An 18,197-nucleotide genomic window follows, 5' to 3' on the forward strand; every position below is an offset into this window, starting at 1 on the left:
AAAGCTTGTCTAGTTATTTATGTAGACAAAATGCTTGTGGTCCCTCCAGTCGTGGTCTAAATAGGCGTATTTATGGGCAATTCCCTCGTCTATCCAATTTAGTTTTTCCATAACCTTAAGGGAGGGATAATTTGTGGTTAAGACATAGCTGTTAAAGCGATGTATATTTTTATCAGCAATTACAAGGTCCACACAGATTGGTATAAATTTAGTGGCAATGCCTCTGTTTTGATAGGCGATATCCACTTTGTAGCCAATATTGCAGGATTTCGTATAGCCAAGGATTATGTTTGAGAATGAAAATGTAGCAACTACGTAGTCTGGCTTATCCTTCTCAAAAAGATAAAACCTCACATACTTTCCTTTGATGATTGCGTTATATTCTGCATTTAACATAAGGGCTATATATTCGGTGCTATAAAAATTCTCAGGCTTTGCAGTTTCGTAAGGATTAAAGCTCTCCTTGTTTCTTTTATAGAAATCAAGAACAATATCTGCATGGCCCTCGTCTAAGACCTTTAATATATAGTTGTCGATGCTATATTCTAATTGCATGACTCTTCCTTTCTAGCTTTTTTCTTAGATCTAAGCTCCTTAAAAAATTCTGTTAGCATGTTAGAACAATCTTCCTTTAAAACACCACGAATTACTTTACATTGGTGGTTAAATTCCGCCATATTAAGCAGGTTTATTATGGAACCTGCGCATCCGGCTTTTGGGTTCATAGAGCCAATGATAACATTTGGAATACGAGCCTGAACAATGGCACCAGCGCACATCTGACAGGGTTCAAGAGTTACGTAAATGCTACAATCCTCAAGTCTCCAGTCACCCATATACTTACTAGCCTTTTTAATGGCTGTGATTTCTGCGTGGCCAAGAGTGGTTTTATCAGTGTTTCGTCTGTTATAACCTCTACCAATAACCTTGCCCTCATAGACTATTACGCAGCCAATAGGTACCTCGTCTAATTTATAGGCTTTCTTTGCCTGAGTGATGGCCTGTCGCATATATTTTTTATGTAAATTTAATTCTTCTTTACTTAAATTCTCTTCATTCATAGTATTTACCTTATTTCTTATAAACTAATAAGATTTTATCATATTATATTGAGGTTGACAAAAGCAGTAAAAGCTAAGTATAATTTAACTTACCGTGCAGCCGGGGTGGTAGCAGGACCCTGTACCTGAAATCTGCTATAGCAGGGGTGATGCTTTGGTTGAGGGCTTGATTTTATGGAGCAGCCCAGTAAAAGTGGTGATGACGTTTGGGTCTCTCGCAATAGAAATCTACGAATCATGTCAGGTCGGGAACGAAGCAGCATTAAGTAGAAGCTTCTGTGTGCCGAGAGGTTGCCTGGGCCGAGCTAACTAGACTGGTAACGTCTGTGGATGATTGTTCGAGGCCAGAGCGCGCGGTTTTAAAACATTGGAATAATTTATCTTTTATAAATGCCACACTGAGGGTGATCCTTGGTGTGGCAATTGTTATCCTAATAGACTTGTAAAGATGTCTTTTAAATATTTGACATTTGATTTATAATTTAATTTAGGATTTTCCAAAATAAAAGAAGAGAGATAAGAATATGGCATATCAGGCTTTGTATAGAAAATGGAGACCCGATAATTTCAACGATGTTAAGGGTCAAGATCACATTGTAACAACACTTAAAAACCAAATAAAATCTGATAGAATCGGTCATGCCTACCTTTTTACAGGTACTAGAGGTACAGGTAAGACAAGTATTGCAAAGATTATGGCAAAGGCCGTAAACTGCGAGCATCCAGTGGATGGCAACCCTTGTGGTGAGTGCCCAACTTGTAAGGCAATTGCAGCAGGAACTTCTATGAATGTTATTGAAATTGATGCTGCTTCCAACAACGGTGTAGACAACATCCGTGAAATCAGAGACGAGGTGCAGTATTCCCCAACTGAGGGTAAATATAAGGTTTACATAATCGATGAGGTTCATATGCTTTCAATCAGTGCCTTTAACGCACTATTAAAGACTCTAGAAGAACCCCCAGCTTATGTAATATTTATCCTTGCCACAACTGAGGTTGCAAAGATTCCGATTACGGTTTTATCTCGTGTGCAGAGATACGATTTTCATAGAATCACCATTGATACAATTACTGATAGATTAAAGGAACTTATGGAGGCCGAGCACATTAATGCTGAAGAGAAGGCCCTAAGATATGTGGCTAAGGCAGGAGATGGCTCCATGAGAGATGCCCTATCCCTACTTGATCAGTGTATCGCCTTTTATCTTGGTAAAGACCTTAAGTACGAGAACGTGTTGGATGTACTTGGCGCCGTAGATACAGATGTTTTTAAGAAAATGTTATCTATTATTTTAAAGGGTGATGTGGCCGGATGTATGAATCTCATTGAGGAAATTGTTATTTCTGGTCGTGACCTAGTACAGTTTGTTACTGACTTTGTTTGGTATCTTAGAAATATGTTACTTATTAAGACAAGTCCAAGCCTAGAAGCGGTGGAGGATGTTGTTGAATTATCTAGGGATAATATGAATGAGATAGCAGAACAAAGTAAGGATATAGATGCTGATACCCTAATGAGATATATTAGAGTTCTCTCAGAATTAGAGGCAGATTTAAAGCTTGCTAGTCAGAAGAGAATTAAGTTAGAGGTTAGTTTAATTAAGATGATGAAACCTGCTATGGAGAAAACTAATGATGTTGGTGAGCTCTCAGCAAGGGTATCAAAATTAGAGACAGAGCTTGAAGAAGCTCTAACCAAAATAAAAAATGGTGTTCCAAGAATTGCCATAAGAGATGAGGAGACTAGCCCTACAAAAGAAGAGGAAGCTCCTGTTGAAAAAAGAGTCTATAAGGCAGTTCCAGAGGACATAAAAAAGATTGCAGCATCATGGAATAGCATTGTGTCAAGCATTGATAATGGCCTACTTAGAGCCATGCTTGAAAATGAACATGTTACTTTAGCTGATGATGGAATTAGTCTTGAGATTATGGTACAATCTCTAAGTAGCTATAACGATTTAAGCCGAGAAGAAAGAAAGGCTGAATTGGTAGAGTTAATTGAAGAAAGAACCGGAATTAAGGTTAATCTTCTTGTAACTAAGATAGACGATAATGATGATTTCCACAGACGATATGTTGACTTGAAAGAATTAGTGGGAATCGATATAGAAATTGATGATACGGAGGAAATGATTTAATGGCTAAGAGAGGCGGTTTCCCAGGTGGTATGCCTGGTAATATGAATAATTTAATGAAGCAGGCTCAGAGAATGCAAAGACAGATGGAAGAACAGCAGGCTGAATTAGAAAGCAAGGAATTTAGTGCAACAGCAGGTGGTGGTGTTGTAGAAGTAACTGTAACTGGTAAGAGAGAAGTTACTAAGGTTAAGATTGATCCAGAAGCAGTTGATCCAGATGATGTTGAGATGCTTCAGGACTTAATCGTTGCAGCAACTAACGAAGCACTTAGAAAGTGTGAAGAAGAATCTGCAGCTTCTATGTCTAAGATTACTGGCGGTCTTTCAGGACTTGGCGGAGGATTATTTTAATGGACATCTATAGTGGACATATAAATAAGCTAATAGAAGAACTATCAAGATTACCAGGTGTTGGAACAAAAAGTGCCCAACGCCTGGCATTTCATATTATTAATATGCCTGAAGAGGAAGTAAAACATCTTGCTAGCACAATGGTAGAGGCTAGAGGCCACATTCATTACTGCAAGACTTGCTTTACTTTAACAGATGAAGAGGAGTGCCCAATTTGTAGAGATGCCAAAAGAGACCATAAGACAATTATGGTTGTGGAGCAGACACAGGATTTGGCAGCCTATGAAAAGACAGGTAAGTATGAAGGCGTTTATCACGTGCTTCATGGAGCAATTAGTCCAATGCTTGGAATTGGACCATCTGATATAAAGCTTAAGGAACTTATAAAGAGATTAGAGGGCGATGTAGATGAGGTAATTATTGCCACTAATTCTAATCTTGAGGGTGAAACAACAGCAATGTATATTAGTAAGATGATTAAGCCAACAGGCATTAAGGTTACTAGAATTGCTAGTGGCGTTCCTGTAGGTGGGGACCTTGAATATATTGATGAGGTAACACTACTTAGAGCTTTAGAAGGAAGAACTACTTTATAGGTTTTGAAAGAAAGCGACATGTAACATTTTTGTAAAAATGCGACATGCAATACATTTTCAAAAGGGAAGTGTAGTGAGTAGATGATTTTGGGGAAGCAGGCCTAGTGCCTAAAAGGGAGAATACATGGCAGAAAATATGATGGGTGATATTATCTCAGATCACCGCGAAAGAATGTTAAATCTAAAGAAGTACTATCCTTTCTTTAAACTTATTGATACCAACTTTTCTCAGTTCAAGGATGGCAAGTATGAGATTCTTGATATGGGATATATTCTTATGGCCATTCTTCGATTCTTTATTGAAGAGAATAATTTTAAAGAAAAGGATGTTACTTATATTGAATATCTAGAATTTACAACTGCTCTGCTAAATAGAGACTTTGGCCTTAAGCTATCCGAAGAGGAGGCTAAGGAAATCTCTGATTACATTTTTGATAAGATCAAGAATGACGGCAGACCATTTGAATTTTCTTATTTTGATCCAGTTGATAAAAAAAGATATATTTCCAGAATGAAGATAATTGAGAGTACTATTCGTAACAATACGGTATGGTACTCTATTAGTGCTGACGCTGTAGAGTTTTATCTTGATACCAAGGAAATTAAGGATGAGAGTAGGATAAATGTATCTCAGCTCTTACTTGAAAAGATGATTAACTCTGAGAATTTCAGAGGTGGTATTGAGGTAGTTGAGCGTATAAATGAAGAAGTTAATAGATTAAAGCAGAAGAAAAACGAAGTTTTAGTCATATTATCAACAGATGTCTACGCAGGTATTGAGGCCTATGAGGACTTTGTAGAGACTGGTATGAAATGGTTTGAAGATGAGGAAAAGCTCTTTAAAAAGAACCAGGAATTAATCTCAAAGGCCATTGAAAAGCTTAATGCAGGCCAGACTTCAGTAAAAAGCGAGAGCTATTACAGAACGGTTAATGAAATTTATAATCTTGAAAATCAGCTTAAGCTTGCCATGAATCGACATGCGGAGCTTTTAAGAGATTGTACTTTAATGCAGAAAATGACAGATGATGCAGTAAGAAAGGCTAAGTTATCAAGACTTAGATCTCACATGGATTTTACAGCAACACTGAATGCTTTGATAAAAAGAGACAAGGCGGATGCTCTAGAAATTCTACTTAATCCGCTTTTTAAGCCAAACATAAAGAAGAACTTTAATATTACAGCAATTGACGATGCCTTAACTGTTAAACCGGCTAAGTACGAGTTTAAGGAAAAGGTAACTAATGAAGAACTAAAAGATATCGTCTTTGCAGATGAGGTGGAAGATGCAAGAATAAGGTTTAATTACATTTTCATAATGAATAATATTATTTCGCTTCTTTCTAAAAAGGACAGTTTGACTTTAAAGGAATTCAACGAATATATGGAAAAAGCCTACGATGAGAGGATTTTAAAGAATGCTGATTACTATTCCTTCTTTGTAAATCTTTGTCAAAAAGAGACATACAATTTAGGTGGTAATGAAATGGACAACGAAACATTTTTAGATGGAATCCTAAAGGAAGCCTACGAAGGCAAGGACATCTTAAAGTTTGAGTTAGAAAAGCAGCAGGCACAGATGCTTGAAATCGGGGATAATTTAGAGGTTAGTGATATTCTGATTAAGAAGGTAAGTTAGATAAAAGCTAATATAGATAAGGAGTTTTATGGAGAATCGAAATTTAGATAAGGCCTTAGACATAGTATCTAAGCTTATACAAGGGGAAAATGTATCAGAGAAGGGCGCCAATGCCACACTTTATCAGGAGTACAACACAAATGCTGAAGTTTACGACATTGTGCATATGTCTCTTAAGAAGTTTAATCTAAATATTTATGAATATAATAACGCTTTATTTGTAGGACCAAAGGAGAATAATAGGGTCTTTGGTTACAGCAATGAAGAGCTTAGAGCTAAGATGGGCCTTAAGCTTAATAAGGAATTGTACTTGGCTTATTTTGTAATCTATAACGTTATCACTCTATTTTACACAGATACAGTAAGTTCGACTTATGCAGAGTTTGTAAGATTAGAGGATATTATTGCAAATGTAGAAAAGACCAGCCTTTCAATCATTGATAAGTCAGCTGGTTTAATTATGGATGAAATCGAAGAAAACTCATTTAAGCAGATTGCTCTTAGCTGGGATGAATTACCAGCTGCAACTATTGAGGATCAGTCTGGACTTAGAGCCGCAAGAAACTCTAAGGCTGGTTTTGTAAAGATAGTTGTAAACTTCCTAATAAGCCAGGAGCTTTTAGTGGAAAGTCAGGACAGATATTATCCAACAGATAGATTTAAGAGCTTGATTGAAAACTACTTTGATGAGTATAGAGGAAGATTTTCTGAAATAATGAATGGGGAGGAATAGAAAATGCCACAAATTAATAGAATTCGTGTTAATAACGTAAAATATAACTTCGCCACTCAGTATTATGATGACTTTATTATGCGTTTTAACTGCAAGAATACAATTTATGATTTAGCCAATGGTGGTGGTAAGAGTTTACTTATGCTTTTACTCCTACAAAACATGATTCCAAATTGTACTCTTGATGAGAAGCAGCCAATTGAGAAGCTTTTTAGACAGGGTGGACAAAATACTTGTATTCATTCTCTTGTGGAGTGGAAGCTTGATAGTGCCTATATTAAAGATGGTTTTAAATATATGACAACAGGCTTCTGCGCTAGAAAGGGTAAGAATAACGAAGAAGAAGGAGAGGAAAGTGTGGCAGCAGCATCAAGCAGTGCTACTGTAGAATACTTTAACTACTGCATCTTCTATCGTGAGTTTGGCGACAATGATATTAAGAATTTACCTCTTACAAGTAATGGTGAGAGAGTCACTTATAATGGCCTAAAAAGCTATCTTAGAGATTTGAATAAAAACGACTTTAAGTATGAGGTATACATTTTCGATAAGAAGGGTGAATACCAGAGCTTTATTACAAAGTACGGTATTTATGAAAGCGCCTGGGAAATTGTTCGCGGTATTAATAAGACGGAAGGTCATGTAAGAACTTACTTTGAAACAAATTATAAGACTAGCCGTAAGGTAATTGAGGACTTGCTTATTGAAGAGATTATTCAGAAGTCCTTTAACAATAGACTTTCTGTGGAAAGCGACGAGGGCAAGATGGCGGAAACTTTACTTGATATAAAGGATAAGCTTGTGGAGCTCTCTAAAAAGCATGCACAGATTAGTGCTTATGATAGTCAGATGTCAGCAATTGATGGCTTTAAGGAATATCTTGAGAGCTATGAAGATTTTTACAATAGAAAAAATAAGACATCTACAGATCTCTATAACCTAGCATTAACCGCTAAGTATGAGGTTAAAAATGCAGAAGAAGCTATTGAAGAAAAACGACATGGACTAGAAGACTTAAAAGAATCTCTTGATTTAGAAAATAAGAATATCGCCATAGCAGAGGTTATTGAGGAACAAAATTCACTAAACTCTCTTGAGAGATTGGTGGAGGAATTTAAGACTAAGTCTCAAAAGGAACAGGACAATATTGACGAGCTTGAAAAGAGCTTAAGTCTTTATGAGGCCCTAAAGGATTACGAGGACTATCTTGAATATCAGAACAACTACTCTGAGGTTAAGGTTTCTCTTGATGGAAGATTAAGAGAGGATACGGACCTTGTGGCTGAGTTAAAGCAGCTTGCAGGGGCTTACAATAAGCTTTATAAGAAGTCTCTTAAGGATTTAGAGGAGAAGAAGAATCTCTCTGATAGAGACGAGAAGGGTCTTCAGGCAAAGCATGAGGATGCAAAGACTGCTCTTAGAGAAGCAGATAAGGAATTAGCTGGTTTTACTAGTTTAATTAAGCATAATAAGGACGGTATTGAGGGAGCTAACAAGCGCCTTAAGGCTATGATGGAGGAAGTGGGGCTTTTAGTTGCTGAAAATGCAGACACAGACCTTATTTCTACTGATTCACAGCTAAATGATTTAGGCGAGAATCTTGAAGAAGTAACTAAAAACTACAATGAAAATGCATCTAAGTCTGCTAGCTTAAAGGAAGAAATTAACGCTCTTAAGGCATTAAATACACTTCTTAATAGTCAGGCAGCAGAACTAGAAGATAAGGAAAATTCAAATCAGAAGGATGAAGAAAGAATTAAGAGCATTTGTGAGATTTATGGTAAGGATTTAAAGGATGGCTTATGTGAGCTAATCCTAGAGACTTATAATGCCATTGTAAAAGACTACGATAAGTTAAATGCAGAATCTAATGCTCTTTTAAAGTTTATTGAAAATGTAAAAAAGAGAACTTACATTTGCGATGACCCTATGAGAAACAAGTTAAAGAGTTATCTTATTTCTCAGTACGGAGATGATGTGGTAGAAGGCCATGAATGGTTTGATGCCCTTCCTGTAGGTCAGAGAAGAGATGTAATAAAGAGAACTCCTTTTGTAGAGTATGGCTTTATTATAAAGAATGATTTTGAAAGGGTTAAAATCGATGAGACTCTTGCTAACTTTGGCAGGGGTGGTGTCATTTTCCCAGTAATAAGTGAGCAGATTCTAATTGATACAAAGCTTGAGATTAATAAGGACTTAATCGTCTTTGCCCTTAAAGACATGAACTTCCTTAGAGACCCAGCGGATATTGAAAGAGAATTAAAACTTGCCAATGATGAATTTGAAGAAATCGGACATAAGCTTGATACCCTAAAGGATAGAAAAGAGCTTGTTTGGAACGATTATACATTTGCCTTTGGCTATAAGCTATTAACAGAAAATCAGGATAGCCAAAAGACTATTGCTGAGATTAAGTCTGAAATTGAGACAAACACTACTAAGCTAGAAATACTTGAAGCAAACTTAAAGACTGTAACATCTAAGTTGACAGATCAGGAAAAGCTTAAGTTAGACTTAGAAGATAAAATTGAAAAAATGAGACATAAGTCTCAGAGCCTAAAGACTATTATTAACTTTAATAAGCAGATTGCAGATGTCTACAAGGAAGTAGAAGAACTTGAAAAGAAAATAGCTGAGGCTAGAGAAAGAGTTAGCTTATCAGAGGAGAATTTAGCTAAGATTTCTAGTCAGCTAGATAGTGCTAGAGAAGTTAACTTATCTTATGATAAAAAGATTAAGAGTCTTAATGCAATCTGGGATGAAGAGTATAGTAAATATTTTGAGGAAGGCCTTGATGTTAGCGAAACATTTGCAATATACGAAACGGACATTAAGGGGCTTGAAAGCCGCTTCCTTGGTTTAAAGACTGCCCTAAATAGTAAAAATGCAGACGTTAAGGATAAGGAAACTTTAATGTCTCATCTTAAGGCTTCCATTGATAAGTGCGTGGAGCAGATTAGCTATAGGGGCTACAGCCTAGACCAGATCAAGCTTAAGTATGATGAAAAGAATATTACAAAGACAAATCAGAAGAAACTTTTTGAAATAAAAGGACATTTAACTGAGGCTAAGAAGGAACATAAAAATACAGTTCTTGAACTTGAAGCACAGGAAGCTCTTTATAACAGACTTGATGGTTCAATAGCACATGGTATTAATCAGATTGAGACTAAGTATGGTGAGTTTAAGGCCTTTGAATGTAAGGACCCTGAAGGCTTTATGAAGCAGCACAAGGACTTAATCTTAAAGTTTAAAGCTGACCTTAAGGAAAGAGAAGCCGAGATTAAGAGCTTAGAGAGCAATTTAAAGGATGTCACAATAATTCAAAAAGACTTAGAAAGAATTGTAAAGGATGCAGCTATGGAACTTCCAGCAGAGGTTTCAAGAGAAGACGTTGTAGCCATTGACCTTGACCTTGCGGATTATGAAAATGTAGCAAAGGAATACAATAACATCACAAAGCTTGAATATAAGAAGGTAGATGAGTTTGCAAAGCAAAAGCAAAATCTTGTGGATTTATTAAATGGCTTTAATGCTGAGGAACTTGCAGCTGAGATTAAGCTATCTATTAACATTCCTGATTCTTATGAGAAGGCAGACAATATGATTAATGCCTTAACTGAGACTAATAGTCTTGTGGAACTTGAAAAGGATAGAATCCACAAGGGTATCGAGGACATGGAAAGAATTAAGGATAATTTTGAAAATAGATGCATCCAGACATGTTCTAATATTAAGACGGAACTTGATAGACTTCCTAAGTTATCTAATATTAATCTTGATGGAGAACAGATTAGTATTATTAGTCTTGATATTCCTTATGTTAAGGAGGACTTCTATAAGGAGAGAATGTCAGACTACATTGACGAGACGGTTGTTATGGCGGAGTCCTTTAAGGATATTTCTGAGAGATTAAAATACATTAGAAATAGACTTAGCTGGAAGAGATTGTTCTCTGTAATTGTTACAGATATGAACTCAATTAGAGTTAATCTTTATAAGAGAGAAAGAATTAAGGATCAGTCTAGATATCTTCGTTATGAGGAGGCCGTTGGTTCAACAGGTCAGTCACAGGGTATCTACATCCAGTTCTTAATTGCCATTATTAATTACATTTCTAATATGAATGATGTGGCAAAAGAGGGCGTTACAGGAAAGACAATCTTTATTGATAACCCATTTGGTGCGGCTAAGGATATTTATATTTGGGAGCCAATCTTTAAGTTACTTGCTACAAATCATGTACAGCTTATTGTACCTGCAAGAGGTGCAACTCCTGCTATAGTTGGCAGATTTGATGTGAATTACATTTTAGGTCAGAAGCTTGTAGACAACAGGCAGCAGACCGTAGTGGTAGACTACTACAGCAATACAACGGAAACGGAACTAGAGTATACTCGTTTAGATTATGAGCAGGCTAGCTTTGATTTTGTAAATTGATTTTTAAATCTAGTTTCCAAAAGACACAGAAATTTAACAATTAGCACAGTATAGAAGCTTATGTATTGGTTTACAATGCTTTTGTATTGTGCTAAAATTTTTACGTGTGCAAAAATGTAACAAAGCTGTAATTGTTTAGTAACATTATGTGCTGTAACGAAAGGTTGGAATTAAAAGAGGTTATGGATAAATACGAATTTAATATAAAGATGGAGCAGGTTAGAAAACTTGCGGCCAAGAAAGAATACGAAGAAGCGTCAAGACTTGCTAAGGAACTTAATTGGTTAAAATGTAAAGATTGGCAGGCACTTGCAACAGCAATTAATGTGCATGAGACTGCCGGTGATTATGATGAAGCGAGAGATATGGCAATACTTGCCTATAATAGAAATCTTGGTGGAAAGAAGCTTATTTATAAATTAGTAGAGTTAAATATTAAGCTTGAAGACTACGAAGAGGCAGAAGAATTATATGAGGAATATGCACATGTAGCGCATAGGGATGTAGATAGATTCATTCTTTTATATGAATTAAGACTTGCTCAGCAAGCTAATGACAATGAGCTTGTTGAGATCCTTGAGGAATACAAGGAACACGAAATTGACGAGAAGTATATGTATGAATTAGCTAAGCTATACTTTAAGACAGACAGAAAAGATGAATGTATTAAGACTTGTGACAACATCGTGTTATGGTTCCAGGATGGCGATTATGTAGAATGCGCTGTTCAGTTAAAGTCTCAGCTAGGTGCTGAACTTACTAATACTCAGAAGAAGATTCTTGATGCAGCAATTGCTCAGAAGAAGGATCCTGAACTTAATCGTTTAAAGGAATTTGAAGAGACTAAGGAATTAGTTAAGGTTAAGAAGGATGATGTAGCTGAAGTATTAGAGGCTGATGAGAAGGAAGCAGCCCTTGATAAGGCTGTTGCTAATATAATTAAGAGCGAAGAAATGGAAGAGCAGAAAGCTAATGAAGAGAAGATTTCATTAGAAGCTACAAAGAAGGTGGAAGATTTAGTTTCTCTTCATGGAACACCAGTTGCTAAGGAAGCCGATGAGTTACCAACACTTAAGGCTCCGGGGCAGGATGGTCCTAAGACAGATTTAATTGATACTAATAGCAATGAAGAAATCAAAGAATTTGTTATGAGAGCTCTTGAAAAGGATAAGGACAAGGTTGAGGAAGAAAAGCCTAGCGAAGTTCTTAGAGATGACAAGGAAAGCCCACAGGTTAGCAAGCCAGAAGTTAGTATGGAAGCTAGCAAGGAAGGTGCAGCATCAATGGAAAGCAGCATCGACAAGGCAAATCTTTCATTAAAGGAATTAATCGAGAATGCTAAAAAGCAGATCGAGGACAATATAGATCAGATTAATAAAGAAGATGAAGAGGAAGAGCGTAAGGAAGCACAGGCTCGTATCGATGAGAGAGTAGAGGAATTTGATACAGTAGTGCCAGATTATGACATTAATAATACTCAGAATCTTCAAGCTGAAATTGCTAAGGGTCTTGGTGATTACATCGCTGAGGAAGATAAAGATTTTACACCGGAAGATTTTATGAAGACTGGGGAGTTAGATCCGGAAGAAATCAATTTAGCAGCTAAGGAAAGAGAAGAGGAAGAAGTAAGCAAAGACGATGACCAGATTGAAGGTCAGTTAAGTCTTATGGATTGGATAGAGTCAGTTAAGGAAGAGAAGTTTGCAGATAAAGAGGCAAAAGAGGTTGATAATAATATGGAGAATGAAGAAAAAGTAGAAACAGTAGCTGAGCCTATTAAAGAGGCAAGTGTGGAAGAATCAAAGTTAGAAGCTGAAGCAGAGCCTGAAGAAGAATACGCATCAGGTAATACAGTTTTCTTAGATACTGAGGCAATTTTAGCTGAAGCAGCAAGATTAGAAGCAGAAGAAGCTGCTAACACAGATACTCCTGTTAAGGAGGCTATAGAGGTTAAGGAAGCTAAGACAGTATCAACAGTTAATCTTGTAAGCTCTGATAAGGAAGAGACAGAAAGACCTGACATCATTGAAGAGATGAAGAAATCTATCGATGAGTTAGAGTATGAAGAAGAGAATGGCAAAAAGTTAGATCCTGATCTTGCTAAGATCTTTAGAAAGTACAAGGATATGCCAGGTATTGAAGATCAGTTAGTGACTCTTTTTGATGAATTAAAGAAAGAGATGAATATGACTAATTCAGTAAAGGGTAACATTCTTTTATCAGGTAACACAAGCTCAGATAAGACTGATTTAGCTAGAGCAATTGTTAGAGCAATTAACTATCTTTATCCAGATAGCCCTAAAAAGATTGCTAAGACAACAGGCGAAAGCATTAATGCAAGAGGAATTACTAGAGCAATGCCTAAGCTTCGTGGTACAGTACTTATTATTGAAGGTGCTGGTACAATTCAGCCAAAGAGAATTAATGAAATTCTTAACTGCTTAGAGCAGGATACAGGAAGAATGATTGTTATCTTAGAAGACTCTGATGCAGAGATGAATGTATTAGTTAATTTTAATCCAGAACTTACTAATACTTTCAACCATAGAATTATTCTTAAGCAGTATAACGTTAATGAACTTGTTGAAATGGCAAAGAGATTTGCTAAGAAGAGACAGTATGAAGTTCATGATGATGCATTGCTTGAATTATATTTAAAGATTGATAAGCTTAAGAATGTAAATGATAATATTAAGCTTGATGATATTAAGGAGATTATTAATAGCGCAATCCTTAATTCAGAAAGAAGGGCATCAAGAAGATTCTTTGGTGCTTTAAAGAAAAAGAAGTCTGACGATGGTAATATGATTTACCTTACAGAGGCAGATTTTAAAGATTGATAAATAAGCTTTTTTAAAAGACATTGCAAGGGTATTACTAAAAGTATAAAAAACATAAAAATAATTGCAAGGATTCCTTCGGTTTCCTTGCAATATTTTGTTTTACATGGTATGCTTGCCAAGGTCACTTTATGTGATAAAGATTACATTAACATTATTATGATAGATATAGGAGATTATAACAATGAACAATATTGATGAGATGTCAGTAAATGCAATAAGAGTTTTATCAGCAGATGCTATCCAGAAGGCAAATTCTGGTCATCCAGGTTTACCACTTGGCGCTGCTCCAATGGCTTATGAATTATGGGCTAACCATATGAAGTTTAACCCAGCTAATCCAGATTGGGTTGATAGAGATAGATTCATCCTTTCAGGTGGACACGGATCTATGCTTTTATATTCATTATTACATCTTTTTGGAATTGGAAATCTCTCACTTGATGATATTAAGAACTTCCGTCAGTTCGGTTCTCTTACAGCAGGCCATCCAGAATATGGTCACACTGTAGGTGTTGAAGCTACAACAGGTCCTTTAGGACAGGGTATGGCAATGGCTGTTGGTATGGCAATGGCAGAAGCACATTTAGCTTCAGTATTTAATAAGGATGATTACAAGGTAGTTGATCACTACACATACGTACTTGGTGGAGACGGATGTATGATGGAAGGTATTTCATCAGAATGTTTCTCACTTGCAGGTACATTAGGATTAAACAAGTTAATCGTATTTTACGATTCTAACAACATCTCTATTGAAGGTAGCACAGATATTGCTTTCACAGAAGATGTTGTAACTAGATTTAAGGCTTTTGGTTTCCAGACTCTTGAAGTTGAAGATGGAACAGACCTTAAGGCAATTGGTAAGGCAATTGAAGAAGCTAAGGCTGATACAACAAGACCTACACTTATTAAGGTTAATACTCTTATCGGTTTTGGTTGCCCAGCTAAGCAGGGTAAGGCTAGTGCTCATGGTGAGCCTCTTGGTGTTGATAATGTTGCAGCACTTAAGGAGAACATCAACTGGCCATCTAAGGAAGATTTCTTCGTACCAGAAGAAGTTTATGATAACTACAAGAAGATTGGTGCTAAGAAGGCAGAAGCTGAAGATGCTTGGAATAAGTTATTTGCAGACTACTGTGCTAAGTATCCAGAAATGAAGGAATTATGGGATAAGTACTTTAACGGTGCTGATCTTTCAGAATTATTTGACTCAGAAGAATACTGGGCTAAGGGTGAGAAGGCAGAAGCTACAAGAGCTACATCTGGTTCAATCCTTAACCTTATTAAGACTAAGATGCCTAACTTAATTGGTGGTTCAGCTGACTTAGCTCCATCTAATAAGACAAACATGAAGGACGCTGGCGATTTCTCTAAGGAGAACTACGCAGGTTCTAACTTACACTTTGGTGTACGTGAGCAGGCAATGGCTGCAATCGGTAACGGTTTAGCTCTTCACGGTGGTCTTAAGGCATTTGTTGCTACATTCTTCGTATTCAGTGATTATGTAAAGCCAATGGCTAGACTTACATCACTTATGAAGTTACCACTTACATTCGTATTTACACATGATTCAATCGGTGTTGGTGAAGATGGTCCTACACATGAGCCAATTGAGCAGTTAGCTGCATTCCGTTCAATGCCAGGAATCTCAGTATTTAGACCAGCTGATAGAACAGAAACAGCTGCAGCTTGGATGCATGCAGTAAGCTCAACTAATGAGCCAACAGCTCTTGTTCTTACAAGACAGAATCTTCCACAGCTTGCTGGTTCAAGCAAGGAAGCTCTTAAGGGTGGTTACGTATTAGAAGATTCTACAAAGGAAACACCAGATGCAATCATCATTGCTTCAGGTTCAGAAGTTTCACTTGCAGTTGAAGCTAAGGCAAGCCTTGCAGCAGAAGGAATTGATGTAAGAGTAGTAAGTATGCCATCTATGGACGTATTCGATGCTCAGTCTGATGAATACAAGGAATCAGTTCTTCCAAAGGCAGTTCGTAACAGAGTTGCAGTTGAAGCATTATCTGACTTTGGTTGGTATAAGTATGTTGGTCTTGACGGTGAAGTTGTTTCAATGAAGGGCTTTGGTGCTTCAGGTCCAGCTAAGACACTTTTCGAACACTTCGGATTTACAACAGAGAACGTTGTTAATACAGTAAAGAAAGTAGTTAATAGATAATAAATAATAAATCATAGATTAGCGATTATAATTAACCCCAGCTTTAATTAGCTGGGGTTTGTTTTTTTATATAGATTAATAATAAGTATTCTTAAAAAGTGAAGCGTAGAGCTCATACTTAAAGTCAGGATCTTTATTAAGGCTATTTTCATGTAGTAGGCAAATGCTATCCGTACCTAAAAATCCTATCTTAAGCCCAGCTTCTCTCATCTTAAAACATTGGGCAATGTCATAAAAATGCCAGTCATTAAAGCAGTCCTTATCCCAAGGTATATCCACGGAGGTTGCCATAAATACTCCATCAATTGCTAGAGCTTCAGCTATCTTACCCTCTTCTGGTCGTTTTACTGAAGTTAACACATCAAGAATCTCATCCTGATATAGATTAAAGTAGTTGTCATCTATAGGGCTCTTGTACCATTTGCAAGAACCATCAAGACTTGCGGAGCCAAAGATTCCAAGCATTCCAATATTAGAATCCTTTTTAAAGGCAGTGACTAGCTTTATTAAAATGTCCCTATCTATTAAAAATGTATCGTGATGAATATAGAGTTTAAACTTAGCGTTGGTGTGACTCATGGCGAAGTTGTAACCTTCAGTCATGGAGCTTGCATTTTTAATAGCAATTATTTCAAGGCTAAAGCCTTCTGGCAGTTTTAAATCCTTTAGATAAAATAGGCATTCTTCCTTGTAAACTTCACTGTTAGTACAAAAGATAATGGCAATCTTTTCTAAGTCTAGATCCTTTTTTGGATGAAGTTGTAAAGTGCTTGTGGAAGAATCAGGGCCTGATTGTGTAAAACTATCCCTAGTTAAATCAAGTTCTGTGTAAAAGATACGAGAATTAATACTAGAATCAGTCTGATTATCAAGTCTTTCCTTTATGCTATATTGAGAAATTTGCCTCTCCTTTAAATCCTTTTCTAGAATAGTTTTAAAGCAGTCAAACTTATTAAAGTAGAGTCTGTCTAGTTTTGATGAGTTTAGCTGTTTAGCTACATTTTCAAAAAGCTCTAAGGAATAGTTTTGGCTGCTAGCATACTTTGCCATAACTGTAAGCATCTCTACTGGGATGTCCCTAGTTATAAGAAGCCTTAGAAGATGGTCCTTATCAAGACAATCCTTTTTAAACCAGATTCGTCTAAGGGCGAATTTTACAAGGAGATAGTCCTTTTTAAAGCTCCTTAGAGTTGGGTATTTATTAAGAAATGCCGTCTTTGCTTCCTCGCTTGTAAATATATTTGCGATTTCTGCCATGATGTATAGAAGCATGTTTTTCTCAGTAAGAGAGGCAGTTCTTGTGATTTCATTCTCATGCCAGAAATATTTTGTCAAAAGGTTTGTAGCCTTAGCTGTTTCGTTGTTGTAGTAATAGGCTGAGGCTGCAAGGAAAATGTTTTCTCCTAACTCGTAGTTATTCTCTAGAGTTAAGTAGTTGCAAAGCTTTTCTTCAAACTCACTTTGGTAGTTGTTGGCCTTAGCAATTTCAGTGTAGTAGTCGCTAATCTCCTCATAGATTGAAAGAGAGTTTAGGATGTTACTATATTTTCCAAGGCAATAGGCCAAGGTGTCAAAAAAGCTAATGCTTGGATTAAAGTTGTAATCCTCGCTTTCAAGATAAAAAATGTCTTCGTTAATTATGCCTTCACTTGATTTCATGTCCGCCACAAGTAGGCGAAGAATCAGCTCGAAATCCTCACCGGAATAAATAGCCTTGTTAAATTTAAAGTCCTTTAGAAGGTCGGTTTTGTAGGCTAAAAGCCCGATGGAAGATACATTTGTAGTTAGAATATTTTTGAAATTTTCAATGGAATCTGTTATAGGCGAGTTAAAAAGATTAGTTATCTTTTCTCTTGTAAGTTTCCAGCCTGCATTAATAAAGCAAATGTATTCGCTTTCAATGCAGTTTACTACATGGTTTTTTAGCTGAGCTAGATTTGCAAAGTTTATGTGACTTATATCTAAAAGCTCTACAGAGTCAGAATGAATTTCGCTATCTATGCTTGCCTTAGCTGTGGAGATTGCATCAATTACAAGGATATGTGTGTTGGATAGGCCTAGTGATAGTGCGGAATAGACGCTATCTAGTAGATTAGCATTTGCATCAAAATAGCAAATTGCTAGACAAATACTTGGGCACACAGATTCACTGCCAATTACTCGCTTAGTATCTGCGCCTTGAACTTTTAAGTTGGTCATTAGCAGTCCCCCTTTGTTA

Annotated in this window: 11 protein-coding genes and 1 other RNA gene; 9 read left to right on the plus strand and 3 right to left on the minus strand. The window is 36.6% G+C overall.

What is annotated here, in order from left to right:
* Positions 1-9: 9 nt before the first annotated feature.
* Together BLQ66_RS09340 and tadA are read right to left on the minus strand one after the other, a co-directional pair.
* On the minus strand, positions 10-555 hold the full coding sequence (locus tag BLQ66_RS09340) for a GNAT family N-acetyltransferase (protein ID WP_074521925.1): 546 nt from the start codon (positions 553-555) through the stop codon (positions 10-12).
* On the minus strand, positions 546-1,061 hold the full coding sequence (gene tadA, locus BLQ66_RS09345; protein WP_074521926.1) for a tRNA adenosine(34) deaminase TadA: 516 nt from the start codon (positions 1,059-1,061) through the stop codon (positions 546-548). The genes BLQ66_RS09340 and tadA overlap by 10 nt, the downstream gene beginning before the upstream one ends.
* 92 nt (positions 1,062-1,153) lie before the next feature.
* Here tadA and ffs point away from each other — a divergent pair.
* From ffs to tkt, 9 genes are all read left to right on the plus strand, one after another.
* Positions 1,154-1,418: signal recognition particle sRNA large type (gene ffs, locus BLQ66_RS09350), an RNA gene on the plus strand.
* A 167-nt stretch (positions 1,419-1,585) separates the two neighbouring features.
* Positions 1,586-3,202 carry a DNA polymerase III subunit gamma/tau gene (gene dnaX / locus BLQ66_RS09355; RefSeq protein ID WP_074521927.1) on the plus strand — a complete coding sequence of 539 codons (1,617 nt, stop codon included), beginning with the start codon at positions 1,586-1,588 and terminating at the stop codon, positions 3,200-3,202.
* Complete coding sequence (locus tag BLQ66_RS09360) at positions 3,202-3,552, plus strand: YbaB/EbfC family nucleoid-associated protein (protein WP_027431074.1); 351 nt, start codon at positions 3,202-3,204, stop codon at positions 3,550-3,552. The genes dnaX and BLQ66_RS09360 overlap by 1 nt, the downstream gene beginning before the upstream one ends.
* Positions 3,552-4,148, plus strand: a complete 597-nt coding sequence (recR, locus tag BLQ66_RS09365) for a recombination mediator RecR (RefSeq protein WP_027431073.1) — start codon at positions 3,552-3,554, stop codon at positions 4,146-4,148. The genes BLQ66_RS09360 and recR overlap by 1 nt, the downstream gene beginning before the upstream one ends.
* Positions 4,149-4,272: 124 nt before the next feature.
* Positions 4,273-5,787 (plus strand): hypothetical protein, encoded by a 1,515-nt coding sequence (locus BLQ66_RS09370; RefSeq protein ID WP_074521928.1) that lies wholly within the window; start codon positions 4,273-4,275, stop codon positions 5,785-5,787.
* Between the two features lie 28 nt (positions 5,788-5,815).
* The gene (locus tag BLQ66_RS09375) at positions 5,816-6,520 is read left to right on the plus strand and encodes a DUF6063 family protein (protein WP_027431071.1); all 705 of its coding nucleotides are present in this window, start codon (positions 5,816-5,818) and stop codon (positions 6,518-6,520) included.
* Positions 6,521-6,523: 3 nt separating this feature from the next.
* A complete protein-coding gene (locus BLQ66_RS09380; protein WP_074521929.1) occupies positions 6,524-10,960 on the plus strand; it encodes a coiled-coil domain-containing protein in 4,437 nt (1,478 codons plus the stop codon).
* Between the two features lie 182 nt (positions 10,961-11,142).
* Positions 11,143-13,800, plus strand: a complete 2,658-nt coding sequence (locus BLQ66_RS09385) for a hypothetical protein (RefSeq protein WP_074521930.1) — start codon at positions 11,143-11,145, stop codon at positions 13,798-13,800.
* 184 nt (positions 13,801-13,984) lie between these two features.
* Positions 13,985-15,979 carry a transketolase gene (gene tkt / locus BLQ66_RS09390; RefSeq protein ID WP_074521931.1) on the plus strand — a complete coding sequence of 665 codons (1,995 nt, stop codon included), beginning with the start codon at positions 13,985-13,987 and terminating at the stop codon, positions 15,977-15,979.
* 75 nt (positions 15,980-16,054) lie between these two features.
* Here the strand turns inward: tkt and BLQ66_RS09395 are convergent, their stop codons facing one another.
* Positions 16,055-18,178, minus strand: coding sequence for a glycosyltransferase family protein (locus tag BLQ66_RS09395; RefSeq protein ID WP_074521932.1), 2,124 nt, complete (start codon positions 18,176-18,178; stop codon positions 16,055-16,057).
* Between the last annotated feature and the right edge of the window lie 19 nt (positions 18,179-18,197).

The organism is Lachnospira pectinoschiza, assembly GCF_900103815.1.
Classification (GTDB): domain Bacteria; phylum Bacillota; class Clostridia; order Lachnospirales; family Lachnospiraceae; genus Lachnospira; species Lachnospira pectinoschiza_B.

What these genes read in the sequence shown, in the direction of transcription:
- BLQ66_RS09360 (WP_027431074.1), top strand. Translation starts at nt 3,202, where the DNA reads ATGGCTAAGAGAGGCGGTTTCCCAGGTGGTATGCCTGGTAATATGAAT.
- BLQ66_RS09375 (WP_027431071.1), top strand. Translation starts at nt 5,816, where the DNA reads ATGGAGAATCGAAATTTAGATAAGGCCTTAGACATAGTATCTAAGCTT.
- BLQ66_RS09385 (WP_074521930.1), top strand. Translation starts at nt 11,143, where the DNA reads ATGGATAAATACGAATTTAATATAAAGATGGAGCAGGTTAGAAAACTT.
- BLQ66_RS09370 (WP_074521928.1), top strand. Translation starts at nt 4,273, where the DNA reads ATGGCAGAAAATATGATGGGTGATATTATCTCAGATCACCGCGAAAGA.
- BLQ66_RS09340 (WP_074521925.1), bottom strand. Translation starts at nt 555, where the DNA reads ATGCAATTAGAATATAGCATCGACAACTATATATTAAAGGTCTTAGAC.
- tkt (WP_074521931.1), top strand. Translation starts at nt 13,985, where the DNA reads ATGAACAATATTGATGAGATGTCAGTAAATGCAATAAGAGTTTTATCA.
- recR (WP_027431073.1), top strand. Translation starts at nt 3,552, where the DNA reads ATGGACATCTATAGTGGACATATAAATAAGCTAATAGAAGAACTATCA.
- dnaX (WP_074521927.1), top strand. Translation starts at nt 1,586, where the DNA reads ATGGCATATCAGGCTTTGTATAGAAAATGGAGACCCGATAATTTCAAC.
- BLQ66_RS09395 (WP_074521932.1), bottom strand. Translation starts at nt 18,178, where the DNA reads ATGACCAACTTAAAAGTTCAAGGCGCAGATACTAAGCGAGTAATTGGC.
- tadA (WP_074521926.1), bottom strand. Translation starts at nt 1,061, where the DNA reads ATGAATGAAGAGAATTTAAGTAAAGAAGAATTAAATTTACATAAAAAA.
- BLQ66_RS09380 (WP_074521929.1), top strand. Translation starts at nt 6,524, where the DNA reads ATGCCACAAATTAATAGAATTCGTGTTAATAACGTAAAATATAACTTC.